This window comes from Bacillus sp. ISL-41, assembly GCF_018613235.1.
Lineage (GTDB): Bacteria > Bacillota > Bacilli > Bacillales > Cytobacillaceae > Mesobacillus.
Window position 1 is genome coordinate 1 of sequence record NZ_JAGGQP010000055.1, and the last position, 25,544, is coordinate 25,544.

A 25,544-nucleotide genomic window follows, 5' to 3' on the forward strand; every position below is an offset into this window, starting at 1 on the left:
GAATTAAGGGGTCAGACCGAAAATCCACATTAATTCCGCGAATTTCTAGTATAATTCCGCGAACTGGAAAAAAACCGTGATTTTTTCCAGTAAAAAAGAGAAGCTACATAGGCTCCTCTTTTAAAATTATGTGTTTCTAGCACTGGAATGACCGGATCTGTCTCAAATCCATTCCATAGTATACCCATCCGCGGCGGCGGCTCCATCTCCAGCCGGCAATCGAATTGCGGCCGAGGAATACTGGATAGAACCAGAAGCTTCTGCCATCGATCAGCCAGATATACGTAAAGCGGAACATACATCTTCTGATTCCGCCCGGATCAACTGCGAAGGCTGTCATCTGTTCCTGAGGCACGTAGGCCGGTGGCGGCGATGATGGTGGTCCGCCTGCCTGCTGGCCGCCTCCAGGGTACCCACCTGGGCTTCCTCCCGGGAATCCACCACCTGGGCCTCCGCCGGGGAATCCTCCTCCAGGAATGCCCCCGCCTTGCCCAGGAAATCCACCTCCAGGAATGCCTCCACCCTGGCCTGGAAATCCGCCTGGCCCTCCTGGAAATCCGCCAAATGTCCTTATATCTTCCTGCTGGTAAAAGTCATTTTCATAAAAGCCATAATCATCTTCAAATTGCTGATTTTGTGCATATGGGTTGAAGTTATTATAGTACAAACTCATATCCCCTCTCTTTAATTCTCTCTTGTAATGTATGCAAAACGCCCAATTCGGTGCTAGTTGGCACTCAGGCTTTCCATTTCTTTTTGCAGCTGGCCAGTGATTTTGTCTACCTTTGAAAAATCCATGGCTTCGATGTAGATGGACTCCAGTTGATCGCGCAGTTCTTTTGCATGGGCCAGTGAGGCGATCGCTTCGTTCATCTTTGCTTTATATCTTCCGCCGACATCCTTAATTTCCGCTTCATATTTATCATCTGTACCAGGAGTAATCAACTCTGTATACATATCAATGATTTCATCCGTCTCTCTTTCCGGAAAATATTCATGCGGCGCGGTACTGTCGAAGATTGCGAAGTCGAGCTCGCGGACAATGACCATGTCCAGGCTGTGCGGATCAAAGCCGCAATGATAGACTTCAACATCATAACCGCGTGACTGTGCTTCGGCTGCCAGCTTTTTCAGCATGGTGGACTTTCCAGAGCCTGGACGGCCTTTGATGAAGTACCTCTTGCCGACGGTTTCAGTCAGGTTAGGAACGAAGTCGACTGCGCCAACCGGAGTGGCAGCGCCAAGGAATCGGTCATACACCCGACCGCTTCCATCTGAAGATGTACTGTCTCCGTAGAACTTCTCCATTAATCTGTTTGTCAGCTCATTCGCCTTATCGAAATCCATGTTCTCAATGTAGATTTTTTCCCATTCGTCATGAATTCTCAGTGCTTCGGCAAAAAGACTGTATGCAGAATTAAATGCCTCACTGATTTCCCCACTAAGCTGCAGGATTTTCTCCTTATGTTCCTGAAGCTTGGCGGAATTCCACGCTTCACCCAGATTGACGTACTCCTCTACCGCTCCAGGTGCTTTCGGTTCGATGACATGAGGAGCCGTTCCGTCAACGATCCCGGCATTCAATTCAGGAATCAGCACGCCATCAATTGATTTATTGTCTGATGAACAATGCAGGAATTGTACATCATAGCCTTTTTCGCGCCATTCATTGCCGATCTTTTTCATGAGCGATGATTTCCCTGTTCCTGGCCCGCCCTTCAATATGAATAGCCGGGACAAGCCCTGCAAGCTGGAATCATATAAGCTGTAAAACCCGCGGGCCGTGTTGCCGCCGGCAAAATAGTTCAGAATTTTTCCTGACATTTAATCGCACTCCCTCCAACCGTTCGTATAAACGGCAAGTTTTCGCTTCCTCCTTACTATATGCAGGGAATTTGTTCTGGGTGATTGCCCAGATCACTCTCCAAATTTGTCTATTTTGAAAACTATTTCCCGGGCAAGTGACGTTCTTCACATCCCATCACAGTGCTTTCACAAATCATTCACAATAAACGCAAAGATGTGTGCAGTAGGTCACACTTCTGTTTTTTTCAAAAAGTTAGGATGTAAGTGTGAAAGGGTCCTTTCGAAATCACGGCTGAATTTATACTGCATTATTGTATTCGTGTTTGCGAAAAGAACCTTGGAAAACAAATCAAGGGGGGAAAAAAGTGAATAAACCTATTATCCATTTCATCATCAGTGCTCTTCTTGGACTCGGAATTGGTTATATAGCCTTCGATGTCATTCCCGGAAACAACGGCCAGGAAAAAGAAGTCACGGCTGTCAATGAGTCTTCAAAGCCTGAAGAACCGGCCAAGGAAGAAAAAGAGTCGACTGAAACTACTTCCACTTCAGCTGGCGAGGAGAACATCCTTCAAGCGAAAGGCTGCCTTGGATGCCACTCTGTAGAAGCCTTGAACCTTACAGGCGGAGCAACCGGACCTGATCTTTCCGGTGCATTCACCAATGTCGAGGGCAAGCACGGCAAAGCGATCGATGAATTCCTTAAAGAACCTACTTCAGCAGTCATGTCAGGCGTAATTGGCGGCAACCCGCTGACGGAGGAAGAAATAAATCAAGTTGTAGAAATTCTGAAGGAAGCTTCTGAAAAATAAACCAAAGGTGGTGCAGTGTTAATGAAAAAATGGGTTCCCGCAGCTTCCGGGCTGCTAGCCGGCTTCATGGCGGCAACTGTATTCTTTGCTGATTTTTCAACAGGACCTAAAGGAACGGCAAGCAATGACACCGCAAACAAGTCAAACGCTGAAAAGGTCTACGTCCCTTATGGCGAGCTAGACGAGTACTACATGCTTTCATCAGGCGGCCACTCAGGACAGCTATTCGTATACGGACTGCCTTCGATGAGAAAGATCCGTACTGTTCCCGTGTTCTCGCCTGATCCGGCAACAGGTTATGGCTTTGACACAAAAACAAAAGAAATGCTCGGCGGCTATACATGGGGCGATTTCCACCACCCAGCCATTTCCGAGACAAATGGCGAATATGATGGAAAATTCGTGTTCGCGAATGACGTTGCCAATAACCGGATCGGGGTTGTCGACTTAAGCAACTTCCATACGGCAGACATCATGGAAATGCCGAATATGGGCGGACCGCACGCAGGTACATTCGTTACACAAAATACGGAGTACATCGTCATGCCTACCCGCTTCTCGGTTCCGATTGGAAAAGAGTATGCACCACTCGATGAATTCGAGGAGAAATATAAAGGTGTCGTTTCAATGGTCACATTCGACCAGAAAAAAAAGAAGCTCGATATGTCTTACCAGATCATGCTTCCGCCATGGTCCTATGACCTTTCCGACGCTGGTAAAAAGATGTCTGGCGACTGGATTGTCATGACGACTTACAACACAGAATTCGCAACAACGAATAACGAAATCAACGCATCACAAAATGACCGTGACTACATTGTCCTTCTTAACTGGAAAGAGCTTGAGAAGAAAGTGGCAGCTGGCGAGTATGAGGAAGTCAATGGCGCGAAAATGATTGACCCTCGCAAACACAAGGGTTCGATTTATGCAGTGCCTGTAGCGAAATCACCGCACGGCGTTGACGTCACACCTGACGGAACACGCTTCATCGCCTCCGGTAAGCTGGCACCTTTAATGACTGTGTTCTCATTCGAAAAAGCGTTTGAAGCCATCAAGGCTGGCGACTTTGAAACGGAAAAATTTGGAATTCCGGTCCTTCCATATGACAAGATTGTTGAACGTGAAGTCGATCCTCCGGGAGCATTGGGGCCTCTTCACACTCAATTCGACGACAGAGGCAATGCGTACAATACAATGTTCATTTCATCTGAAATCGTCAAATGGAAAGTCGACACTGGTGAAATTTTAGACCGTACACCTGTCCACTATTCACCAGGACACTCAACCGCCACTGAGGGTGACACAGCATCACCGGATGGCAAATGGATTGTATCCCTGAATAAAATCGCGAAGGACAATTTCCTGTCTGTTGGGCCTTCACACCCAGAATCAATGGAATTGATTGATATCTCTGGCGATAAGATGTCCCTGACATACACGGCTCCGGTCGATCCTGAACCGCACTATGCGCAGACGATCCACCGCGACAAGATAAAGACAATCAAGATTTATGAGAAAGATGAAAAACGTGAGCACTCCGTCTGGAAGCAGGAAGACACCCGCATCGAACGTAAAGGCAATGAAGTCCATGTTTACGGAATTGCGATGCGTTCTAAGTTTGTCTTCGACGCAAAAGCAAAGCGTCCGGATGAAATCAAGGTCAAGCAGGGCGACAAGGTGGTTATCCACTTAACAAACATTGACCTTGACCAGGATATCACCCACGGCTTCGGCATCATGGACCACGACCTGAACTATGAAGTCCAGCCAGGCCAGACGAGCACAATTGAATTTACCGCTGAAAAAGCTGGTACATTCCCAATTTACTGCACAAACTTCTGTTCAGCGCTCCACCAGGAAATGAGCGGCTACCTGTTAGTTGAACCGAATTAATCTGGAAAAAACGAATATGGAAAAGGGTATTGAGTTTTCAGCCGATACCCTTTCTCCCTTTTTAAAAGTTTTAAATCTGGAAATTTAGCAGCTCTAAAAAATGACGCTTGCAGATTTCTTTTAGGAGATGATTCAGATGGCAAAGAAATTATCTGCTGGTTCTATGGCTAGTCTTATCGGGGCTGCAGCATTGATTTTTGCCTCTATCAAATTCCCGTGGTGGGGGATGAAGTTTTACGCACCGCAATATATGGAAGGGCTCGATATCATTGTTTATCCAACCAAGCTTGACGGAGACATCGATATTGTTAACGGCTTGAATCACTACATTGGCATGGCCCCCTTCAGCAATGAAAGCTTTCCTGAGCTGCAATTCCTGCCAGGCCTGATCATGGGGCTTGCGGCAATCATCATCATTGTCGCTTTATTAAGAAGAAAAAGCCTTCTATACGTGCCGGTGGGACTGCTTGTAGTCGGAGGTGCCCTTGGAATTTACGATATGAAGCGCTGGCTCAAAAAATTTGGTACAGAGCTTGACCCTAAGGCACCAATCGAGCTCGAACCATTTGTTCCGCCGATTATTGGAGAGAACATCCTTGCGAACTTTGTGACACACAGTTATTTCACAACAGGATCCTTCCTGCTTGGAGCAGCCTTCCTGCTTACTCTTCTGCCATTCTGGCTGGAGCGTCGCAAATGAACAGGCTATTAATCTTATTTGTTGGGATAGGCGTCTGGATTTTATCCACCCTGCCTGTCTCGGCAGATGTCTCCCTGCAGCAGCTGATTGATGAAACTCCAATAAACGGTGAACTGTTTTTAGATAATAAGCAATACGATGGCAATATCGAGATTACGAAACCAATTACGATTATCGGCAAAAAAGCTACTACAATACGTGGCGACGGCAAAGGGAATGTTGTCCTGATCAAAGCCTCCAATGTCACGTTGAAGAACTTAAAGATTGAACACGGCAGCCTGAACAGGAGCTCCGACGAGGAATATTCGGGGATCCGCACGATGGGAGAGCATAACCAGTTTATTAATCTAGTTATCCACGATGTTTACCATGGTCTCTATATTAATAGTTCAAAGCACACTCTCGTAAAAAATGTAACAGTCACCGGGCAAGGCACAGGAAAGCTAGGCAGCCAGGGAAATGGCATCCAGCTTGTGCGCACGTCCAATAACATTATTGAAGATTCCACTATTTCCAAAACACGCGACGGCATTTATGTCGAATACGCCGATAAAAACGAAATCCGCAATAACTATGTAAGTGAAACACGCTACGGCCTGCACTATATGTACTCAAACGATAATACTTTTTACAAAAACCGTTTCAATAAGAACACGGGTGGTGCGGCAATCATGCACTCCCAGAACATCGTGTTGAAGGAAAATCAATTTTCTTTTAACCAGGGGTCCCGTTCATTCGGGCTGATCATCCAGACGAGCACCAGCAACAAAATCCTGGATAATGAATTTTACCTGAACCAGCGCGGCATTTACCTGGAGCAGTCCACGCAGAACAAGATTGAGGGAAACAAGTTTTTCCACAATGACATCGGTGTGGAGCTATGGACCACGTCCACTTCCCAGGTATTCACCAAAAACCAATTCGAGCAAAACATTGCCAATGTCCTGACGATTGGCGCTGAATCTTATAATCAATGGAATCTAAACGGGATGGGCAACTACTGGGGCACAGAGCTTTCTGTCCTCGACCTGGACCAGAACCAGATTGGCGACTCTCCTGTTGAATATAGATCGTCCCTCTACAAATTAGTAGAGGACAATGAACTGGCCTATTTATTTTTAAAAAGCCCGGCCATCAAAATCTATGAAAAAATCAATGAAGTCTTAAGCACCCAGAAAGTCATGGTCGTGGATGAATTCCCGCTGATTGAAAAGGAGAAGGAATCCGCACCATGGATGCTGCTTTTCATTCCGGCAATCGCGATTGCGGGATGGATTTTTACCAAAAAGAGAAGGAGTCGTTTATCATGAACTACATTTGGAAGGAATGGCTTGAACAGTCACGCGGGAAAGGCCTTTGGCTCGGCCTGGCCATGGTCATGCTGACTTCCATCTTCCTATTGATGGAAGCACGCTCATATCCAGATGAACTCGGATTTGACGCCTTTCTTCTCTCGCTATATGACATGAATATTTACCTTGTCCCAATCTTCGCGCTCTTCATTTCCTCGTTCTCGATTTTCCAGGAAAAAGAGCTGAAGACATCGATGATCCTGCTGACGAAAAAAGAATCGAACCGAAGCCTGATGCTGAAGAAATCAATCGCGATCCAGACGGTCGTCATTGGCGTCTTTGTCGGCTGGTACTTCGTTCTCGCCATCGCGATGAAATGGTTCCTGCAATTCCAGTTAACCAGCTTCATTTATTTTCTCGTAACGGTTGTCGTACTGCTGTTGATTTTCAACCAGCTGGGGCTGTTTTTGGGTAACATGGCCAATACGAAGATGCAGCTGATCGGCGCAACGATTTTCACATGGTTCCTGTTCGTCTTCCTGATTGACCTGGCATTCATCCAATACGTACCGTCTGTTTCCTATGAAAATGTCAAACTGTTCTCGTGGCTCTACTTCCTGGACCCACTGCACACATTGCGCTTTTTCCTGGAGACATCACTCGGATTATTCTCGCTGAACAATATGTCACGACTGATGGAAAAAATGATCTGGATGGCCCCGTGGAAGTTTCTCTTGATTGACCTTGCCTTCTGGATGATCCTGTTCTTCGAGCTAGCAATCCTGTTCCGCAGCAAGGGGGGAAAATCATGATTGAAATCAAAAATCTCTCACAATCTTATAAAAACAAGCAAGTATTGAAAGATATTAGTTTAACGATTGAGAAAAATGAATACTGTGCGCTTGTCGGGAGGAACGGTGCCGGGAAATCGACACTGATCCGGTCGATTCTCGGTTTGCAGCCGGTTAAAAAAGGCTCGATCACGCTTGGGGGATTTCCAAATTCGAAAGGAGACTGGAAAAAGATCGTTTCATATCTCCCCGAAAAATTTCACCTCTACCCTCATCTGACTGGCGAAGAAAATATGCGCTTTTTCGCATCGCTCGGAACGGATGAGATTGATGAAAAGAAGATCGAGGAAAAACTGAAGATGGTTTCTTTATGGGAGGACCGACATAACCAGGTGAAGGGCTATTCCAAAGGGATGCTTCAGCGCCTAGGGCTTTGCGTCATGCTTTATTACGATACCGATGTCCTGATTCTCGATGAGCCTACAAGCGGGCTGGATCCCCTTGGCCGTGAGGAAATATTGCAAATCCTGAAGTCCCTGTCCGGAAAGACGATTTTCATGGCATCGCACCATATGGATGAAATCAAGCAAATCTGTACCCATGTCGCATTCTTGGAAGATGGCAAAATGACAAAGTATACCGTTGATGAATTCCTGAATGAACACTTAAAAGGAGCGGATTACAAATGAAAAAATTACTAGCAGGCTTCGTGCTACTGATGGCTCTTCTTGCAGGCTGCAGTTCTGGTTCGGATTATGAGATCAATTTAAAGGAAGCACCTAAATATAAGGCTGGAGAAACCTATCCTGTCGTAATCGAGATTCTGCAGGATGGAGAGCCCGCTGCCGGACTGGATTTCGCTGCCTATCTTGAAATGGCCAAAATGGACCACGGTACCATCGAGCTTGATTTTGAGGATAAAGGAAATGGTGTCTATGAATCCAGCGTCGAACTGCCGATGGCCGGAGAATGGATTGCCAATATCGAAGGAGAAGCCGATGGCTCTGCTTTTGAACATGTGATTACATTCGAAGTGGAAAAGGAATGATCAGACATGAAACTTAGAACACTTCTGATCCTTGTCCTGATGATTGCAGGTTTGATTCTTGGGGGCTGCCAGCAGGATCAACAAGAACCTGTTGCTGATGTTAGTTCAAGTAAGCAAACCGAAGAGGAAACCTCGAAGGACGGCTTTCAGGATGATGACAAAGTCGTCACCATCAATGGCAAGGTGCTTTCCTATGAGGACCTGCAATTTTATCAGCTGATGAATAAGGTCGATATCGAATTGAACCGTGCTGCAGACACTAAGAACCTTGAAGGCGAAGAGCTGAAGGAAAAACTCGCCTATTGGGATGAGCAGCTAAAGTATCATGATAATTTTAACGTGAATCTATCAAAAATGATGGAGCAGCATACCATGTATCTGCTTGCCAGAGAAAAAGGACTGGACGCAGAAACTGACTTGGTTGCTAAGACAGTCGAAGAGTTCCAAAACAAAGTCGCGCAGAACGAAGCGGCATCACAGCTTGTTTCTGACTTTCCTGCAGATGCCTACCAGAATCGGCTGAACAACTACTTCACCGAAAAATTGCTCACACTGCAGATTTACGACACCTTAAAAGCCGATATCTTAAAAGAGAAGCCTGATGCTTCCGAAAAAGAAGTAGCATATGACACGGCCAAGAACTATGAAGGCCTGTATCAATCGCAAATCGCAAGTTTGGAGATCAAAATCAATGCAGCTGATCGTAGATAGTTCAGTAAAATGGAAAACAGCCTGTGCTCATAGCTCAGGCTGTTTTTTTGTTTGGAGGGATAGATCTTCTGCAATTTTTCAAGAAGCTGCCCTTGATTTAGGGCTAATCGTGACAACTTTAAGGCTCTCGCGCCCAAACCTGTCACGATTCCGAAGTTTTCTTGACAACTTTTCCACTTTCACGCCAAAACCTGTCATGATTACGAGGGTTTCTTGACAGCTTTTCTGCTCTCACGCCCAAAACTGTCATGATTCTGAGGTTTTCTTGACAGCTTTTCGGCTCTCGCGCCCAAACCTGTCACGATTACGAGGGTTTCTTGACAACTTTTCCACTTTCACGCCAAAACCTGTCACGATTACGGGATTTTCTTGACAGCTTTTCCTCTTTCACGTGCAAACCTGTCACGATTACGGGATCTTCTTGACAGCTTTTCCACTTTCACGCCCAAACCTGTCACGATTACGGAGTTTTCTTGACAACTTTTCCACTTTCACGCCCAAACCTGTCACGATTCCGAGGTTTTCTTGACAGCTTTTCCTCTTTCACGTGCAAACCTGTCACGATTACGGAGTTTTCTTGACAACTTTTCCACTTTCACGCCAAAACCTGTCACGATTACGGGATTTTCTTGACAGCTTTTCCTCTTTCACGTGCAAACCTGTCATGATTACGGGATTTTCTTGACAGCTTTTCCTCTTTCACGTGCAAACCTGTCACGATTACGTGGTTTTCTTGACAACTTTTCCACTTTCAAGCCCAAACCTGTCACGATTCTGAGGTTTTCTTGACAGCTTTTCGGCTCTCGCGCCCAAACCTGTCACGATTCCAGGGGTTTCTTGACAGCTTTTCGGCTCTCGCGCCCAAACCTGTCACGATTCCAGGGGTTTTTTGACAGCTTTTCGGCTCTCGCACCCAAACCTGTCACGATTCCAGGGGTTTTTTGACAACTTTTCGGCTCTCAAGCCCAAACCTGTCTGAACCTGGGCCTACTTCTGACAGCTTTTCTTCTTTTCCTCGCAAACCTGTCACAACAGTCACCTGATCCGGTATGATTAGCCTCTTTTTACCGTAACCAGGTCGGCATACTTCCCTTCAGTCGCCTGGATCAGCTGCTCTGGTGCCAATTCGACCTGGAAGCCAATCTTTCCTGCGCTGACGATGATGGAATCCAACTCCTGGGCGCTTTCATCCAAAAACGTAGGATAATTCTTTTTCATGCCGATTGGTGAACAGCCTCCGCGGATATAGCCGGTAAATTTCTGGATATCCTTGACCGGGAGCATTTCCACTTTCTTTTCGCCTGCTTCCTTCGCTGCCTTTTTCAGATCGAGCTCGCCTTCGACCGGAATGACGAAGACGTATAAACCCTTGCTTGCCCCCACTGCTACGAGCGTCTTGTAGACCTGTGAAGCATCGCGACCTATTTTCCCAGCAACGGCTACACCGTCAATCTTGCCATCCTTCGAGTCATAAGTCAGAATCTCATACGGCACCTTCTGTGTGTCGAGAATACGCATTGCGTTCGTTTTAACCTTAGCCATCCTGGTTCCTCCTAATTTGAAGGTGTTTAGGATAATTTTACCTTAGAGAAGGTGGACGATTCAATCACGTTCTCTTCAGGTTTAGCCCTGAAGTCTTGAGTTTTCCAGATTCCGATTCACATTCACAGCCTTCCTGCCAACGGAAACATATGTTAAACCAGCTGACTCCGCTTCGGCCAGGTCATAGCAGTTCCTTCCGTCAAAAATAGCCGGCTCGCGCATGAGTAAAGGGAAACGCTCTAAATCATATTGGGCGATTTGCGGCCACTCGGTCATGATGAAGACGACATCAGCCCCTTTAATTGCACCATCGACTGTCTCTGCGTAATAGAGCCGGCTGCCAAAAAGGTCTGCGGCATTGCCGGAAGCAGCCGGATCATAGACAGAAATGTCCGCCTGAGCTTCCAGCAGCCTGTATATCAGCTCAACAGCTGGCGCCTCGCGGATGTCATCAGTATGCGGCTTGAATGCGAGGCCCAGAACAGCCACCCTTTTTCCCTGAAGATTCCCAAGCAGTTCGCAGGCTTTCTCAAACAGCTGCTGCTTCTGCCTGCTGTTCACCTCGATCACGGACCGGAGGATTTTAAAATCATAATTATAGTAATCGGTCAGCTTTTCCAGTGCCTTCGTATCCTTCGGGAAGCATGAACCGCCATAGCCAGTCCCCGCTTTTAAAAATTGGCTGCCAATCCGTTCGTCCATGCCCATTCCTTTTGCGACATCTTCAATATTTGCGCCTGTGTGTTCACACAAATTAGCCACTTCATTGATGAAGCTTATTTTCGTCGCCAGAAAGGCATTAGATGCATACTTGATGAGCTCCGCGCTGCGAATATCTGTCTGTAAAATCGGCCGGCCAAAAGGTTTATATAAATCAGCGACCGCACGGCCCGCCTCATGATCATCTGACCCGACGACAATCCGGTCTGCATGGAATGTATCTAGAATTCCCGAGCCTTCACGCAGAAACTCAGGATTTGAAACGACTTTCACCTGGACCTTGTCCGGAATAATCTTCTGAAGCTTCTTATAAACTCTCTCATTTGTCCCTACCGGCACGGTGCTTTTAATGACTATGACTGCATCTCTTGTCAGATTCATGCCAATCTGCTCAACCGCTGCCTCCAGGTATTCAAGGTTCGCCGACCCGTCCTCATTTTCAGGTGTACCGACAGCGATAAAAAGGTAATCCGCATTTTTACAGGCCAATTTCGAATCGAATGTAAAACGAAGCCGGCCTTCATTTAGATTCCTTTTGAGCATCTCTTCAAGACCGGGCTCATAAATTGGACATCTTCCTTCAGACAGGACAGCAACTTTACGTTCATCTATATCAAAACAAGTTACACTGTATCCTACTTCTGCAAAACAAACTCCGGTGACAAGGCCAACATAGCCTGTCCCGACAACTGTGATTTCCATATTGGCCCTCCATTCTGTTGCTCTTATTTTATCACGTTGCGGCTCCTTCCCTCTTCAATTCGCTCTATTTGGTAAAAACTTGTCTATCCAGAATATTAGCGGGTAAAAGGAAAAATAGCATGATTTTCACTAAACAAGGAAAAATTAGTTATTATGAAGAATTTTAAGGAGGATTGTTGATGAACGATTATACTTCAAAGCTGCCGCGTTTTCCTGAACCCTACTGGCGAAAAACCGCCGAGCTGCCAACTTTTCCAAAGCTGCAGGAGGATTTGAAGGTCGATGTCGCTGTCATTGGCGGCGGGATTACAGGATTGACTTCTGCCTATTTGCTTGCCAAGGCTGGGGTAAAGGTTGCCGTCATTGAAGCCGGCTCCATATTGAACGGCACCACAGGCCATACAACCGCAAAGGTGACCGCACAGCATGGCGTCATTTATGATGAGCTGATCAGCCATCATGGTGAGGAAAAGGCACGTCTTTATTACCAGGCCAACTATGAAGCGATGCAGTTTGTCAAAGACATTGTCAAAGAGCAGCAAATCGACTGTGATTTATCAGTTGAGGATGCCTACATCTATACGAATTCCGAAAAGGAAATGGAGAAGCTGCTAAAAGAGTTCAAAGCTTATGAAAAGCTTGGTGTTGACGGCAGTGAGTATGTTTCTGAGGTTCCACTGCCTGTGGAAGCAAAAGCCGGGATTGTGATGCGCAGCCAGGCGCAGTTCCACCCGCTTAAATTTTTAAAGCATCTTGTTGAGCGTTTTACAGAAATGGGCGGCCAACTCTTCGAGAATACAACTGCTGTCGATATGGAGGAAGGCTCCGAGCCTGTCGTTACAACCCGTGATGGCCATAAGGTGCGCTGCAATCAAATGATCGTCAGCACCCATTATCCTTTTTATGATCTAAAAGGGTTCTATTTTTCAAGAATGACTCCCGAAAGATCTTATGTGCTTGCGGTAAAAACCGAGAAGGAGTTCCCGGGCGGCATGTTCATCAATGCCGAGCAGCCTACCCGCTCGCTCCGTTATACTGATTGGAACGGAGAAAAAATCGTCTTGTTTGGCGGTGACAGCCATAAAGTCGGCCATAAAACGAATACGCATCAATACTATGAAGCACTCGAGGCATTCGCCCACCAGACATTTGGCGTAAAGGAAATCCCGTTCAGATGGTCTGCGCAGGATCCTGTTCCTTTCGATAAGATTCCATTTGTCGGCCAGTACTCAACAGCTACAGACAATATCTATGTAGCAACCGGCTATCGCAAATGGGGAATGTCCAATGGCATCAATGCCGCCATCATGTTAAGTGACCAGGTTCTGAAGAAGGATAACCCATATAAAGAAGTGTTTGATCCGCAGCGTTTCAAGGCAGATCCTGAACTGCGCAAAATCATTTCAACTAATGCACATATTGCGAAAACCCTTGTGAAAGGAAAGCTGGAACGCCCTTCAACCCAGGCGACATCGCTTGAAAATGATGAGGGCGCATCTGTGACAGTAAACGGGAAGCGCGCCGGCGCCTATCGCGATGAAAACGGCCAGCTTCACGTCGTCGATACAACATGTACCCATATGGGCTGCGAACTCGAGTGGAATAACGGCGAGCGTACATGGGACTGCCCGTGTCACGGCTCAAGGTTCTCCTACAAAGGAGATGTCCTTGAAGGTCCAGCCGAACTGCCGCTGAAAAAAGTTGATTTTGAATAAACGAAGCCGCCATTCATATTTGAGTGGCGGCTTTCATTATGCCCAAAGGGAATTTATTGAATTGTTCATAACTGGGATTGTCCTGGCCACAACCGGGAATATTTCGCTCCCAACCGGGATTAAATCGCTCTCAATATCGCTCCCAAAGGTAAGAAACCTGGCTAACGGGGATTAATCACAATCACTATCCTTTATCCGCTAAAAGTGTCTTATGAATCCAGATGCTTGCCTGCATGCCATCTCCCATAGCGATCGTTGTCTGTTCCGAATGAGCGACTACGTCACCTGCAGCCCAGACGTTCTCGACGTTGGTCATTTTGGTCCGCGGATCCACTAAAACATGCTTGTTCTTGTGAAGGTCGACGCCGAGCTGTTGTGCGAGCTGTGATTTCACTTCATTCCCGCCAAAGGCCATGAAGCCGCGTTCAGAAGTCAGCTTCTCACCGTTTGCTAGCATAATTCCTCTGAAGTCAGGCCCGTCCGCCAGCACCTTTTCAATCGGCCCTTCCACATACGTAATGCCTTTTTCCTTCAATGCTTCCATTTTTTCCTCATCCACTTCTTTGTTTTCGTGATTGACATAGGTGAGTTTATTCGTAAAATAGTTCAAGGTCAGTGCCATGTTCGCACCAGGATTACCGGACCCCATCACGATTGTAGACTTGTCTTTCACTTCATGCCCATCGCAATCTGGACAAATATACACACTGATTCCAAGCGTGGGCATCAGCTCAGGAAATGGGGGAATCCGATCCATGACGCCCGTGGCAAGAAGCAGAGTCTTCGCCTTATATGTTTCGCCGCTCTCCGCCTTTACTTCGAACCCATACGCCATCTTTTCGGCACTATCTGCCTTGCCAATCACAAACTCCACACCATATTGCTCAGCCTGCTTGCGGCCGATTTCTCTTAAGTGAGGTCCGCTTACTCCATCCGGATAGCCAAGAATATTATGGTAGCTCTGGCAAATCGCTGACCGGCCATCCCCAGCGTCAAGCACCATCACATTATGATTGTAACGCCCAAGCTGAATCGCCGCCTGGAGCCCGGCAATCCCGCCTCCAACTATAAGGCAATCATACATACCGATCCACCGCCTTCTTAAAAAGTATCATAATAGCATGTTTCCCTTTTTAACTGGGGTGTAATCCGGTTTATTCCTGCTTGAAAATCTAAAACATATTTTCTCAATTTTCCTATAAACACTAGTTTTGTCGAACACCACTAAATTACTACTTTGGCACTATGTAATCAGTTATAATAAAAGCGAGGTGGATAATAATGACAAATACTGTCGCGAAAAAACCAAGATTACTGCTATATGTAGTTTTAGCCTCTTTGATTCTAGCAACAAATTTCATACTTTACCGTACATCAATGTTTGGACCTGTACCAGAGGGCGCTGTCGCCGGTTCATTGCTGGATCTGTTGATCATTTTGCCTCTCCTGACGTATTTCATGATCATCCGCAAGAGATATTCACTGAAATATATGGGACTCGTCATCCTCGCTGGCTTTGCAGCTGCCTATTTCATCGTGCCCCAGCAACACCTTTCGGATTACCCCTTCCTTCCCTATCTCTTGCTGGTTTCGGAAGGCGCATTCCTGTTGTTTGAGTTATATATAGCCTACACCGTCATCACCAGGATGCCAAAACTGCTAAAAGAGTATAAAACTCTGGCCAGCCGAAATTCGTTCTTTCTTTTCAACATTCGAAAAGCTATAGAAACAAGCCTGCCGGATCAAACTGCTGCCAAAATCCTTGTCACCGAATTTTCCATGTTCCATTACGCTCTCTTCTCCTGGAAAAAGAAAGTTCAGATTGATCGGGGCATGGCTTTTACCTATCATCAAAAAACAAGCGTGAATGCTGTCTACATCATGATCATCCATGCCATCGCAATCGAATCTGTTGGACTGCATTACTTCCTGCACAGTTGGAATCCCTTTGTTTCCTATATCCTGCTGATTTTGAACATATACGGCATTCTGTTCATGCTGGCCGAGCTTCAGGCCACACGCCTGACTCCATACTTGCTGACAACGGACCATTTGTTATTACAGACAGGTTTTTCAAGTTCGATACACCTCCCTTTGAGCAATATCAAGGAAATCAGACATTATGACGGGCCAGAAAAATTCAGCAAGAAAGAGCAAAAAGTACTTTTTGATGCGAGAGTGCCTGATTTGATCCAGGACAAGCCGATGTTTGAAATCTTGCTGCATGAGCCGCAGGATGTCCATCTCATATACGGATTGAAGCGAAAAGTAAACCGAATCGTCCTGAATGTCGACGAACCCGATGTTTTTTACCGAGAATTGCAGCGGTCACTCCATGAGTGATCGCTTTTTTATTGCTACATTTCCCAAGCAATATTAATAATCTGCAGATAAAGGCGATAATCTCTCAAAAAAGAGCAATATTCTCTCAGTTAAAATCAATATTCTCTCGGTGAAACATGTTATTCTCTCAATGCAAGCCCGTAATCTCTCATTCAGGTGACATATTCTCTCATTTATCCAAAAAAAGTAAAAATCCAGCCGCACAAAAGCGACTGGGTTCCTCATCTCTTAGCCATTATATACTTCTACGATTTTTTCCAACGAAAGCTCAGCCGTGCTTGCATAGACGATATCGGCATTCTCGAAGCTTTCCTTTGGACCTACGGCAACAGCGAACATTCCTGCTGATTTGATTGCCTGTACGCCTGCTGCGGCATCCTCGACACCGATGCATGCTTCTGGCTCAACACCAAGCATTTCTGCAGCGCGCAGGAATACTTCAGGATGCGGCTTGCCGTTCACGACTGTTTTCGCGTCAACTATGATATCAAACTCGGCTTTCATTCCAAGCGACTCCATCACGGTGAACGCGTTTTTGCTTGCGGACGCAAGGCCCAGCTTAAGACCTTTAGCCTTAATATCCGAGATCAATTCCTTGATAGCCGGCAGCAGGTCATTAGGAGTGATATTCTGGATTAATGTCAGGTAATGCTCATTCTTCTTCTCAGCCAGTGATTCTTTTTCCTGAGCTGAAAAATCCCCGGAACGGCCGCCCAGCTCAAGAATTTTTTCGAGGGAATCCATCCGGGACACGCCCTTCAGCTCCTCGTTATCTTCGCGGGTAAAAGTAATGCTCAAATTCTCGGCCAGCGCCTTCCACGCTAAAAAGTGGTATTCCGCAGTATCCGTAATGACCCCATCAAGGTCGAAAATAAATGCTTTTAATGGTCTGGTCATGATCAAACTCCTTTCACGATTCTTTCTCATCTTCACGATACACATTGTTGTGGTGATTTTTAGACATTTGATTCCATTCACACTCTAAAATGTCTATTAAAACCTGTTTCTTAGACATTTTGAGTTTAATCACACTTCAAAATGTCCATTAAGGCCTGTTTCTTAGACATTTTGATTCCATTCACACTTCAAAATGTCCATTAAAACCGCCATATAGTGCTGCGCGGCCTCATTATTGAGAGAGACCTTCAGGCTTCCCCAAAGATCTCTCTGCTTCTTATTTCAATTTTACAGAAAGCTCGCCATCTGCAGGGATCGTTACGTCTTCTCCGTAAAGCTTCATGGCAAGTTCTGGTCCTTGCTGCGTGAGGATGACGTTTTCCTGGTTCACTTCTACCTTGATATGGTGGTCGCGGTAGAGGATGTTGAAGCTGTACTGGTTCCATGCTTTCGGGATGAACGGTGCGAATGACAATGTGCCTTCCGCTGTGCGCATGCCTGCGAAGCCCTGGACAATAGCAAGCCATGCACCAGTCATGCTGGTGATGTGCAGGCCGTCTTCTGTATCGTTATTGTAGTTATCAAGGTCAAGGCGCGCCGTGCGGTTATACATTTCGTACGCCTTTTCTTCCATCCCAAGCTCTGCTGCAAGCACTGCGTGGATACTTGGTGACAGTGATGACTCATGGACCGTCATTGGCTCATAGAATTCAAAGTTGCGGCGCTTCTCTTCTTCCTTGAATTCATGGTTGAAGAAGTATAGGCCCTGTAATACGTCAGCCTGCTTGATGAAGCAGCTGCGCAGGATTTTATCCCATGACCAGTTCTGGTTGATCGGGCGGTCTTCGGCTGAAAGCTCATCCACCGCCATTAAATCTTTATCAAGGAATGTATCGTGCTGGACGAAGACACCTTTTTCTTCATCATAAGGGAAGTACATTTTCTCGATAATATCCTGCCATTTCGCAAGCTCGGCGTCAGAGAACTCAAGGCCTGCGAGGCGGTTCTCATGGCCGTTCTGCTTAAGGAGCTCGATGACTTCTAGCGTGTATCGCAATGTCCAGACAGCGATACGGTTTGTGTACCAGTTGTTGTTGACATTGTTTTCGTATTCATTCGGCCCTGTTACGCCATGCATCATGTAGACGTTCTTGGACTTGTTGAAGTGGACGCGGTCTGCCCAGAAACGGGAAATGCCGGCGAGCACGTCAATACCGTATTCATGGAGGTAATTTTTATCTCCTGTGTAATTTACATAGTTATAGATCGCATAGGCAATCGCACCGTTTCGGTGGATTTCCTCAAACGTGATTTCCCACTCGTTGTGGCACTCGACGCCTGTAAAAGTAACCATTGGGTAAAGCGCGCCATTCAGGCCCTGCTGTTTCGCATTATGGTAGGCACCATCAAGCTGGTTGTGGCGGTAGATCAACAGGTTTCGAGAAACCTCAGACTCCGCCGTAGAAAGGTATAGCGGGATTGCGTAAGCCTCTGTATCCCAGTAAGTCGCACCGCCGTACTTTTCACCTGTAAAACCTTTAGGGCCGATGTTCAGGCGTGAGTCTTCACCATAGTATGTCGAGAATAGCTGGAACAAGTTAAAACGGATGCCCTGCTGTGCTTCATCATCGCCTGCAATCTCAACATCAGCAATATCCCAGCGGCTCAGCCAGCCATTTCGGTGTTCTTCCAATAGCTCTTCAAAGCCTTTTACAATTGAACGCGCAAGCACTTCGCGACCTTTAAAAACAAGTTCGCCAGCTTGGTAATCACGGTCTGTTGTAACAGCGACATACTTATAAAGGGTAACAGTTTGCCCTTGCTCAGCTTTAACTTCGATGACATTTTCAACGTATTCTTCTTTTTCACTAACTTCGACTTTGGTTACATTCCCTTCGACAACCGTTTGCATAGTTGTCGCTACCTGGAAAGTCGGAGTTCCGAATGGATTGTCTTTCGTCTTCATCACAAGGCTGCCATTATGTTCTGAAGCATCCCTGCTCACTTCATACCAGAAGTCCTCGTCATAGTTGGAATCTTCGTTGCGCACGTCCCCATCGAGGTAAGGAACAAAGGTAACGTTTCCATTATAGTTCTTGGCAGTAACTGAATACTTGATCGCAGCCAGTTCTTTGTCAGCAACCGACAGGAAGCGAATGGCTTCCACTTCTGTTTCCTTGCCGTTCTGGATGACTGTAAAACGGCGTGTCAAGACACCGTGCTGCATATCAAGCTCACGGTAGTAATCGCTTACTTCAGCATTGTGAAGATCCAATTCCTCTCCATCAATAAATACTTTGATACCGATAAAATTCGTTGAGTTAATGACCTTTCCAAAATAGTGCGGATAGCCATTTTTCCACCAGCCTACGCGCGTTTTGTCTGGGAACCAGACGCCTGCAATATATGAACCGCGATGAAAGTCTCCAGTATATGTTTCTTCATAGTTTCCGCGCATGCCCATATGGCCATTTCCAAGGCTCATGATGCTTTCAGCAAGCCGGAAATCTTCTTTATGCAAGTCCGTTTCGACGATCTTCCAGCTATCAATGCCAAATAATCTTTTCATAGCTTTAATCTCCTTTTAGAAGTTGTACAAACGTTTGCACTATTATATCATGAATTTCCGCAAAAATGATAAAAGCATCGGTGATAATTTTGTGTCATGCTGAACTTATTATTATTTTACTATTATAATCCGCTAAAAAACTTTTTCACCTATTTAGTTAGTACATATGTTATAAATTTTCAGAAAACTAATATAATCTAAAAGAACTAAATGAGGAAGGAGGAAACAGTTATGAGCATACGATTTTTCAAAGTCTCTGCGGTCTATTTCGTCATTGCTATCATTTTAGGAATCATTATGGGGATCGCGCATGATTTCACACTGACTTCTGTTCACGCACACTTGAACCTGCTTGGCTGGGTATCAATGGCCCTTTTCGGGACAATTTATTATCTTTTTCCTAAAGCCGGGAACAGCAAGCTTGCCAGCACTCATTTCTGGCTGCATAACATCGGGGTGCCTGTCATGCAAGGCGGGATTACATTATCCATGCTGGTAGGAGGTGTCATTTTTACCGTCTTTGCCATCCTAGGTTCACTTGTCATTGTTATCGGGGGCATTCTCTTTCTCTTAAATGTATTCAAATATGTAAAAGCATAAAGACGACAAAAAAGTTCGCCCTTTAGGAGGCGAACTTTTTTCATTAAGCAAGCTCTTTCTGCTTCGTTTCCGTACCCCAGAAGAAAACTGCGGCGGCACCAATGAGGATGGCTATGCAGAAAATCGTGAATATGGACGTGATAGTAAGATTCTGCGCTGATAAATATGGGACCATCAGCGGACCGATTATTCCGCCGATGCGGCCAAAGGAAGCGGCCATTCCTGCACCTGAACCGCGGATTGTTGTTGGATATTGTTCCGGTGTATAGGCGTATAACGCTCCCCAAGCACCCAGGTTGAAGAATGACAGCAGGACACCCGCAGTGATAAGCAATGCCAGTGAGTCTGCCGTGCCAAAGAAATAGGCACTAAGTGCTGTACCGATCAAATAGACAACCAATACGAACTTCCTGCCGGCTCTTTCAATCAGCCATGCCGCTGTAAAATAACCCGGCAGCTGGGCAAGGGTCATAATCAGAACGTACTGAAAGCTTTTGATCAGAGTGAAGCCCTTCATGACCATCACGCTTGGCAGCCAGAGGAACATTCCGTAATAGGAAAATACGACACTGAACCATAAAATCCAGAGCATGGCCGTTTTCTTGAAGTGTTCTCTTGACCACACTTCAGCGATACTCTCTTTCATTGTCAGCCTTTCTTTCTTCGCGACTGCCAGGTACCTCGGTGAATCAGGAAGATTTATACGAAGGTAAAGGGCATACAGTGCTGGCAGCGCACTAAGGATCAGTGCCATTTGCCAGCCGAATTTCGGGATGACAAAGTAGGAGATCAACGCCGCGACAAGCCAGCCCGCAGCCCAAAAGCTTTCAAGCAGGACGACGACACGCCCCCGTTTCTCAGCAGGCACACTCTCTGCAACAAGAGTAGACGCTACAGGCAACTCTCCGCCGAGCCCCATTCCTATAAAAAATCTTAGCAATAAAAAGAAAGACAAAGTGGTTGCCATTGCCGAAATTCCGCTTCCGACTGAGAAAAGCAATAACGTAATAATAAAGACGTTTTTCCGGCCGATCCGATCAGCCAATAAACCAAAGACAAATGCTCCGACAGCCATTCCGATTGAATTCACGCTGCCGATCCAGCCCATTTCCTTGCCCGTCAAATTCCAGTCGACCTGCAATGCAGCGATGATAAAGGACAAGATCCCCACATCCATCGCATCGAACATCCAGCCAAGTCCTGCAATTCCAAGCAGCTTCTTTTCCGAAATTTCCTTAGTTTTTTTCATATAACCCTCCTACACCATTGCTGCGATACAAATAGTTTCCCTAAAATCGTTAGTTTTAACAAAATGATTGCGATGCTACTTAATATTACCACGTGTCTTTACAGTAGTCATGATAAAAGTAACCCGTAAATAATTTCAGAGAATTAGCGGACATTATAAATACAATTTTGAAAAGGTGGATGTATCTTGAGAAAAAACAAGCTTGTCAAAAAGAACTCCATACCCTTTCTGCTGCTGGCAGTCATTCATGTTCTGCTTTTTTTCATATTTGCCAAACGAAGCCGCCAAAAGAATATTTGGATCCTCTTGCTTTCAAATATAGGAATGGCCTATTTATTTGAGTACCCGGTCCTTAATTTGTTCAAAGGATATTCATACAAACCATATATCCTCAATAAAAGGGCCCATGACCAAATTCTTGGAGCAATCTTTTCCCAGGCTTTATACGTTCCTATTACCGCTACCCTCTTGACTTTGTACAAGAAGAACCGGTATTGGAAGCTTGGCAGCACAATTGTTTATTATGGAATTGAAAAGTATTTCCTGCGCTTAAAGATCTATAAAGCCTATTGGTGGAAACCATACTATACTGTGTTTTTCATCAATGTCTATTTTTATATAAGCGACTGGTTTTACAGAGCACTGCAAGCGAAAAAAGAATGGGCGCAGATCATTGCCCATTACCTGTCGACCGAGGTGATCGGGGTTACATTGCTCTATATATCTGCGGTCAGCAGGAAGGTCAGGTTTGGCCGGGGCATCCACCACTCATGGCGCGAGCATTTCATCATTGCACCGCTTTATAGTTTGATCCGGTCCATTTTCCTGGTAAAAAATTCTTCAAAACCTGGAATACCTCCGAGACTGACTATTCTTATTGCCTCGATAGGCATGGATATAGTTCTCGAACGGACCGGCCTGCTGAAACTGCGGTTGAACAAGCTCTGGAATCTTGCCTTCCACGCAATCATGGCCATAATTTCAAGGTTTTTATATTTAAAAATACGTCAAAACAAGTAGAAACCCCTCTGCAATGCAAAGGGGGGATTCTGGTTTAAGTTAGTTTTTCAAGGATGACTGTCACCTTAAATAGGTCACCGTCGACTTCTATATCAAGCGAGCCATTGTGGAGATCGACGATTGATTTGGCGATTGCCAGACCAAGGCCGGATCCCTCTGTATGGCGCGACTGGTCACCACGTTTGAAGCGTTCAAACAGCTCATTCAGATCTTCGCCCAACTCGTATTTCGTGATGTTTTTAAAAGTCAGCACAACCTGGTTCTGCTCCTCTTTTACCGAAATGTATACCCTCGTATTCTCAAGTGCATATTTCAGGATATTTCCGATGAGATTATCGAAAACCCTCCATAGCTTTTGCCCGTCAACAAAGGCATAAACAGGCTGCTCGGGCTGTGACACGCGCATCTGCAGGGACGACTGGCTCAGCGACTCATTATGCTCGGCCAATGCCTGCTGCAGCAGCTGGTTGAGATCAACTTTTTCCTTGTGCAGCTCGATATTGCCGCTCGCCATTTTTGTCGCCTCGAACAGGTCATCGATCAGCACCTTCAGCCGCTTGGATTTCCGGTCGAGGATTTCGATGTAGGAATCTCGGTCCTCCTGAGCGAGGTCAGGCGTTTTCAGAAGTTCTGTATACGTGATGATCGATGTCAGCGGAGTTCTGAGATCATGACTGACATTCGTGATCAACTCCGTTTTCAGTCGCTCGCTTTTGGCCTGTTCCTTGTGGGAGACATTTACCGTGTTCCTAAGGTCATTGATATTAGCCGCGTGTTTCGCAATCGCAGATTTCCCTTTCACCGGTATGTCCGCACCAAGATTGCCCGCCGCGAGCTCTTCTGTATGCTTTAAAACTTTATTCAGGTAGCCCGCTTTCCTCATGATGAAGATGAAAATTGGAAGGCTTATCACCCCAAAAGCGAAAGCAATGACAATTATATCTCCTCCGCCCGCTGCAAGGACGGCAACAAACAGCATGCCCATTCCAAACACGATACCGAGGATTATGAGCAGCTGCAGCCCAATGCTCTTGACTATGAACGCATCAAGTACTGCATAATAACTTTTTACCAATAGGCTGTTCCTGGCATCTTCCTTCAACTGCTGCCAGTCATTCCGATATTCCATAAGGAATTTCAGCTGGACCCATCCGAATGCCAGCAGGGAAGCGGCAGCTACTAAACTGATGATCAGCTCGATAAGTGATGAGAAAATATCAGAATGGTAATAGACAAATTGTTCACTGATCAGCGTCATCGATAGCAATAAGAAAAGAACGGTTAATAAAAGCATGACAGCTCTTACATCAAGCGGTATCCTGCCATATAATGGCTTCAGATGGTCAAATGAGCCGAACACTGTTGCCGGTTTCCTTTTTGCCAGGAAATAGCTGATGATCAGCGCTCCGATACTGGAGATCAGATAACCAATAAAAAGCATCTGCCGTTTCTGGTAGTCTTTATAATTGCTGATTGCAAAGTGTTTATCAGGTGCCTGTTTCGATAGACCAATTTGCCCCGTAAAATCACGGCTTTGCTTACGCAAAATTTCCTCGGCCACCTCATTATAAGGCATGAAGTTCTCGAAATGTCCTGTGTAGGCAATCATGTTTTGCAACGCCGTGTAATCCTGGACAAAATACATTTCTTTTTTGTTCATGATGTCTGAAACGGAGTCATTTTTACCGAGGTTAAGATTCGTGAAGACCGCGTCAGTATTCCTGTCTTTTATATAATATTTGTAGGCTTGCTCAAGGTTTAGGAATTCATGGCGATATTCCTCCAGTTTGAGGAAAAACTCGTCGATGCTTTTTTCCTTTTCCTTGACCACTTTAGCCCTTACATATTCATCGCTATTGAAATTCTCAGTTATATCCGCAACTTTGGCGTCTCTTTCCTTTTTCAGCGCTTCTTCGACGGCTTTATTGCCAGAATCGATCGCCTCTTGAATTTGACCTTCATATTGCATGCCAATGCTGGAGACTTGATCTCCGAGATTACCGTACCGCATCCGGTGCTCTTCGATTTCTTCAATGGAAACGGTGATTTCCTCTTTCATTTCTTCCTTTGACATCTTATTCAACTCATACACATGCAGCAGAGTCACAAAATGGTTCATTTGGTTGGCATATTCCTCAGATTCAAAGTAATCGCCCTGCATGAACTGACTCCCGTTTCCCAACGCTGAAAATAAACCGCTAAGCCCGTATGTGATGAGAAGCACCCATACGACGAACAGATACTTACTTTTCGATTTTATATCCAATCCCCCACACCACCTTCAAATATCTTGGATTCTTCGGATCAATCTCTATCTTCTCGCGGATTTTACGGATATGGACCGCTACTGTGTTTTCGGCATTGTAGCTTGGTTCCTTCCATACCCGCTCATATATATCATTGATTGAGAACACTCTGCCGGCGTTCGTCATCAGCAGCTCAAGGATTTTATACTCGATAGGAGTCAATTTGACTGGCTCCCCATGCGCGGTGACTTCCTTTGACGACTGATCCAACGTCAGTCCATTCAAATCAATCACTTTCGCTTTTCCCTCATATGTACCGAGCGTGACATATCTCCTCAGCTGGGATTTTACCCGTGCAATCAGTTCGAGCGGGTTGAACGGCTTCGTCACATAGTCATCCGCACCGACCTGAAGCCCGAGAATTTTATCCGTATCCTCGGCTTTAGCGCTCAAGATAATAATCGGGATATTCTTGTCTTCACGGATCCGGAACGTCGTCGTAATCCCATCCTGGCGAGGCATCATCACATCGAGCAAAATTAAGTGAACCGGCTGCTCATTCAGCTTCTCGATCGCCTCGATACCATCCGCCGCCTTGATCACCTTGATTCCTTCATTCTTCAAATAAATCTCAATTGCATCGCGGATCTCTTTTTCATCATCAACGACCAGCACATTGTATTGTTCCACGTTTAAAAAAACCCCTTCCCATACAGGCAAGCTTCGATATTGTTTATTCTAGACAGTGAACCTTAATATTCACCGAGTATAAATCTTAAGATTTTCTTAATAATGGTAAAAGTGGTGTGTGAATCTATTATATATTTTTATGGAGGTTGTGAGAAAAGGTAATTTTTTGGCTAGAATGATAGTATGGAAGAAATAGTT

The 25,544-nt window shown here is 45.7% G+C and carries 22 protein-coding genes; 12 read left to right on the forward strand and 10 right to left on the reverse strand.

The window, feature by feature from the left end; translation table 11 throughout:
- Positions 1-136: 136 nt before the first annotated feature.
- Together J7I80_RS22975 and J7I80_RS22980 are read right to left on the reverse strand one after the other, a co-directional pair.
- The gene (locus J7I80_RS22975; RefSeq protein ID WP_483297721.1) at positions 137-673 is read right to left on the reverse strand and encodes a transporter; all 537 of its coding nucleotides are present in this window, start codon (positions 671-673) and stop codon (positions 137-139) included.
- Between the two features lie 53 nt (positions 674-726).
- Positions 727-1,824 carry a PRK06851 family protein gene (locus J7I80_RS22980; protein WP_214741776.1) on the reverse strand — a complete coding sequence of 366 codons (1,098 nt, stop codon included), beginning with the start codon at positions 1,822-1,824 and terminating at the stop codon, positions 727-729.
- Between the two features lie 347 nt (positions 1,825-2,171).
- Between J7I80_RS22980 and J7I80_RS22985 the strand changes: the two genes are divergently transcribed.
- The 8 genes from J7I80_RS22985 to J7I80_RS23020 all read left to right on the forward strand — a co-directional run bounded on the left by J7I80_RS22985 (position 2,172) and on the right by J7I80_RS23020 (position 9,053).
- The gene (locus J7I80_RS22985) at positions 2,172-2,618 is read left to right on the forward strand and encodes a c-type cytochrome (RefSeq protein WP_214741778.1); all 447 of its coding nucleotides are present in this window, start codon (positions 2,172-2,174) and stop codon (positions 2,616-2,618) included.
- Between the two features lie 21 nt (positions 2,619-2,639).
- On the forward strand, positions 2,640-4,511 hold the full coding sequence (nosZ, locus tag J7I80_RS22990; protein WP_214741780.1) for a Sec-dependent nitrous-oxide reductase: 1,872 nt from the start codon (positions 2,640-2,642) through the stop codon (positions 4,509-4,511).
- A 136-nt stretch (positions 4,512-4,647) separates the two neighbouring features.
- Complete coding sequence (locus J7I80_RS22995; protein ID WP_214741782.1) at positions 4,648-5,211, forward strand: hypothetical protein; 564 nt, start codon at positions 4,648-4,650, stop codon at positions 5,209-5,211.
- The gene (gene nosD, locus J7I80_RS23000; protein WP_214741785.1) at positions 5,208-6,521 is read left to right on the forward strand and encodes a nitrous oxide reductase family maturation protein NosD; all 1,314 of its coding nucleotides are present in this window, start codon (positions 5,208-5,210) and stop codon (positions 6,519-6,521) included. The genes J7I80_RS22995 and nosD overlap by 4 nt, the downstream gene beginning before the upstream one ends.
- Entirely contained in the window at positions 6,518-7,315 is a 798-nt protein-coding gene (locus J7I80_RS23005) for an ABC transporter permease subunit (RefSeq protein ID WP_214741786.1), read from the forward strand. The genes nosD and J7I80_RS23005 overlap by 4 nt, the downstream gene beginning before the upstream one ends.
- On the forward strand, positions 7,312-7,983 hold the full coding sequence (locus J7I80_RS23010; RefSeq protein ID WP_214741789.1) for an ABC transporter ATP-binding protein: 672 nt from the start codon (positions 7,312-7,314) through the stop codon (positions 7,981-7,983). Before J7I80_RS23005 ends, J7I80_RS23010 begins: the two co-directional genes overlap by 4 nt.
- A complete protein-coding gene (locus J7I80_RS23015; RefSeq protein ID WP_214741791.1) occupies positions 7,980-8,342 on the forward strand; it encodes a FixH family protein in 363 nt (120 codons plus the stop codon). Before J7I80_RS23010 ends, J7I80_RS23015 begins: the two co-directional genes overlap by 4 nt.
- 6 nt (positions 8,343-8,348) lie before the next feature.
- Positions 8,349-9,053, forward strand: coding sequence for a hypothetical protein (locus J7I80_RS23020; RefSeq protein WP_214741793.1), 705 nt, complete (start codon positions 8,349-8,351; stop codon positions 9,051-9,053).
- Positions 9,054-10,106: 1,053 nt separating this feature from the next.
- On the opposite strand, the gene ybaK is transcribed toward J7I80_RS23020, so the two are convergent.
- Positions 10,107-10,595 carry a Cys-tRNA(Pro) deacylase gene (ybaK, locus tag J7I80_RS23025; protein WP_214741795.1) on the reverse strand — a complete coding sequence of 163 codons (489 nt, stop codon included), beginning with the start codon at positions 10,593-10,595 and terminating at the stop codon, positions 10,107-10,109.
- Between the two features lie 81 nt (positions 10,596-10,676).
- A complete protein-coding gene (locus tag J7I80_RS23030; RefSeq protein WP_214741797.1) occupies positions 10,677-12,017 on the reverse strand; it encodes a UDP-glucose dehydrogenase family protein in 1,341 nt (446 codons plus the stop codon).
- A gap of 179 nt (positions 12,018-12,196) precedes the next feature.
- Here J7I80_RS23030 and J7I80_RS23035 point away from each other — a divergent pair, with 179 nt between their 5' ends.
- Positions 12,197-13,732 carry an FAD-dependent oxidoreductase gene (locus tag J7I80_RS23035; RefSeq protein ID WP_214741799.1) on the forward strand — a complete coding sequence of 512 codons (1,536 nt, stop codon included), beginning with the start codon at positions 12,197-12,199 and terminating at the stop codon, positions 13,730-13,732.
- A gap of 184 nt (positions 13,733-13,916) precedes the next feature.
- On the opposite strand, the gene J7I80_RS23040 is transcribed toward J7I80_RS23035, so the two are convergent.
- On the reverse strand, positions 13,917-14,816 hold the full coding sequence (locus J7I80_RS23040; RefSeq protein WP_214741801.1) for an NAD(P)/FAD-dependent oxidoreductase: 900 nt from the start codon (positions 14,814-14,816) through the stop codon (positions 13,917-13,919).
- 197 nt (positions 14,817-15,013) lie between these two features.
- On the opposite strand from J7I80_RS23040, the gene J7I80_RS23045 reads away from it, so the two are divergent.
- Complete coding sequence (locus J7I80_RS23045) at positions 15,014-16,075, forward strand: hypothetical protein (RefSeq protein WP_214741803.1); 1,062 nt, start codon at positions 15,014-15,016, stop codon at positions 16,073-16,075.
- A 228-nt stretch (positions 16,076-16,303) separates the two neighbouring features.
- Here the strand turns inward: J7I80_RS23045 and pgmB are convergent, their stop codons facing one another.
- Both pgmB and J7I80_RS23055 read right to left on the reverse strand, forming a co-directional pair.
- A complete protein-coding gene (gene pgmB / locus J7I80_RS23050) occupies positions 16,304-16,972 on the reverse strand; it encodes a beta-phosphoglucomutase (RefSeq protein WP_214741805.1) in 669 nt (222 codons plus the stop codon).
- 277 nt (positions 16,973-17,249) lie between these two features.
- Complete coding sequence (locus J7I80_RS23055) at positions 17,250-19,541, reverse strand: glycoside hydrolase family 65 protein (RefSeq protein WP_214741808.1); 2,292 nt, start codon at positions 19,539-19,541, stop codon at positions 17,250-17,252.
- A gap of 231 nt (positions 19,542-19,772) precedes the next feature.
- Between J7I80_RS23055 and J7I80_RS23060 the strand changes: the two genes are divergently transcribed.
- Positions 19,773-20,141, forward strand: coding sequence for a heme-copper oxidase family protein (locus J7I80_RS23060; protein WP_214741810.1), 369 nt, complete (start codon positions 19,773-19,775; stop codon positions 20,139-20,141).
- 43 nt (positions 20,142-20,184) lie between these two features.
- Here the strand turns inward: J7I80_RS23060 and J7I80_RS23065 are convergent, their stop codons facing one another.
- Entirely contained in the window at positions 20,185-21,390 is a 1,206-nt protein-coding gene (locus J7I80_RS23065) for an MFS transporter (RefSeq protein ID WP_214741812.1), read from the reverse strand.
- A 186-nt stretch (positions 21,391-21,576) separates the two neighbouring features.
- On the opposite strand from J7I80_RS23065, the gene J7I80_RS23070 reads away from it, so the two are divergent.
- The gene (locus J7I80_RS23070; RefSeq protein WP_214741814.1) at positions 21,577-22,410 is read left to right on the forward strand and encodes a hypothetical protein; all 834 of its coding nucleotides are present in this window, start codon (positions 21,577-21,579) and stop codon (positions 22,408-22,410) included.
- A 34-nt stretch (positions 22,411-22,444) separates the two neighbouring features.
- Here the strand turns inward: J7I80_RS23070 and J7I80_RS23075 are convergent, their stop codons facing one another.
- Positions 22,445-24,676, reverse strand: coding sequence for a sensor histidine kinase (locus tag J7I80_RS23075; protein ID WP_214741816.1), 2,232 nt, complete (start codon positions 24,674-24,676; stop codon positions 22,445-22,447).
- On the reverse strand, positions 24,654-25,346 hold the full coding sequence (locus tag J7I80_RS23080; protein ID WP_214741818.1) for a response regulator transcription factor: 693 nt from the start codon (positions 25,344-25,346) through the stop codon (positions 24,654-24,656). Before J7I80_RS23080 ends, J7I80_RS23075 begins: the two co-directional genes overlap by 23 nt.
- Positions 25,347-25,544 lie beyond the last annotated feature (198 nt).

What these genes read in the sequence shown, in the direction of transcription:
- J7I80_RS22975 (WP_483297721.1), bottom strand. Translation starts at nt 673, where the DNA reads ATGAGTTTGTACTATAATAACTTCAACCCATATGCACAAAATCAGCAA.
- J7I80_RS22980 (WP_214741776.1), bottom strand. Translation starts at nt 1,824, where the DNA reads ATGTCAGGAAAAATTCTGAACTATTTTGCCGGCGGCAACACGGCCCGC.
- nosZ (WP_214741780.1), top strand. Translation starts at nt 2,640, where the DNA reads ATGAAAAAATGGGTTCCCGCAGCTTCCGGGCTGCTAGCCGGCTTCATG.
- J7I80_RS22995 (WP_214741782.1), top strand. Translation starts at nt 4,648, where the DNA reads ATGGCAAAGAAATTATCTGCTGGTTCTATGGCTAGTCTTATCGGGGCT.
- nosD (WP_214741785.1), top strand. Translation starts at nt 5,208, where the DNA reads ATGAACAGGCTATTAATCTTATTTGTTGGGATAGGCGTCTGGATTTTA.
- J7I80_RS23005 (WP_214741786.1), top strand. Translation starts at nt 6,518, where the DNA reads ATGAACTACATTTGGAAGGAATGGCTTGAACAGTCACGCGGGAAAGGC.
- J7I80_RS23010 (WP_214741789.1), top strand. Translation starts at nt 7,312, where the DNA reads ATGATTGAAATCAAAAATCTCTCACAATCTTATAAAAACAAGCAAGTA.
- J7I80_RS23015 (WP_214741791.1), top strand. Translation starts at nt 7,980, where the DNA reads ATGAAAAAATTACTAGCAGGCTTCGTGCTACTGATGGCTCTTCTTGCA.
- J7I80_RS23020 (WP_214741793.1), top strand. Translation starts at nt 8,349, where the DNA reads ATGAAACTTAGAACACTTCTGATCCTTGTCCTGATGATTGCAGGTTTG.
- ybaK (WP_214741795.1), bottom strand. Translation starts at nt 10,595, where the DNA reads ATGGCTAAGGTTAAAACGAACGCAATGCGTATTCTCGACACACAGAAG.
- J7I80_RS23030 (WP_214741797.1), bottom strand. Translation starts at nt 12,017, where the DNA reads ATGGAAATCACAGTTGTCGGGACAGGCTATGTTGGCCTTGTCACCGGA.
- J7I80_RS23035 (WP_214741799.1), top strand. Translation starts at nt 12,197, where the DNA reads ATGAACGATTATACTTCAAAGCTGCCGCGTTTTCCTGAACCCTACTGG.
- J7I80_RS23040 (WP_214741801.1), bottom strand. Translation starts at nt 14,816, where the DNA reads ATGTATGATTGCCTTATAGTTGGAGGCGGGATTGCCGGGCTCCAGGCG.
- J7I80_RS23045 (WP_214741803.1), top strand. Translation starts at nt 15,014, where the DNA reads ATGACAAATACTGTCGCGAAAAAACCAAGATTACTGCTATATGTAGTT.
- pgmB (WP_214741805.1), bottom strand. Translation starts at nt 16,972, where the DNA reads ATGACCAGACCATTAAAAGCATTTATTTTCGACCTTGATGGGGTCATT.
- J7I80_RS23055 (WP_214741808.1), bottom strand. Translation starts at nt 19,541, where the DNA reads ATGAAAAGATTATTTGGCATTGATAGCTGGAAGATCGTCGAAACGGAC.
- J7I80_RS23060 (WP_214741810.1), top strand. Translation starts at nt 19,773, where the DNA reads ATGAGCATACGATTTTTCAAAGTCTCTGCGGTCTATTTCGTCATTGCT.
- J7I80_RS23065 (WP_214741812.1), bottom strand. Translation starts at nt 21,390, where the DNA reads ATGAAAAAAACTAAGGAAATTTCGGAAAAGAAGCTGCTTGGAATTGCA.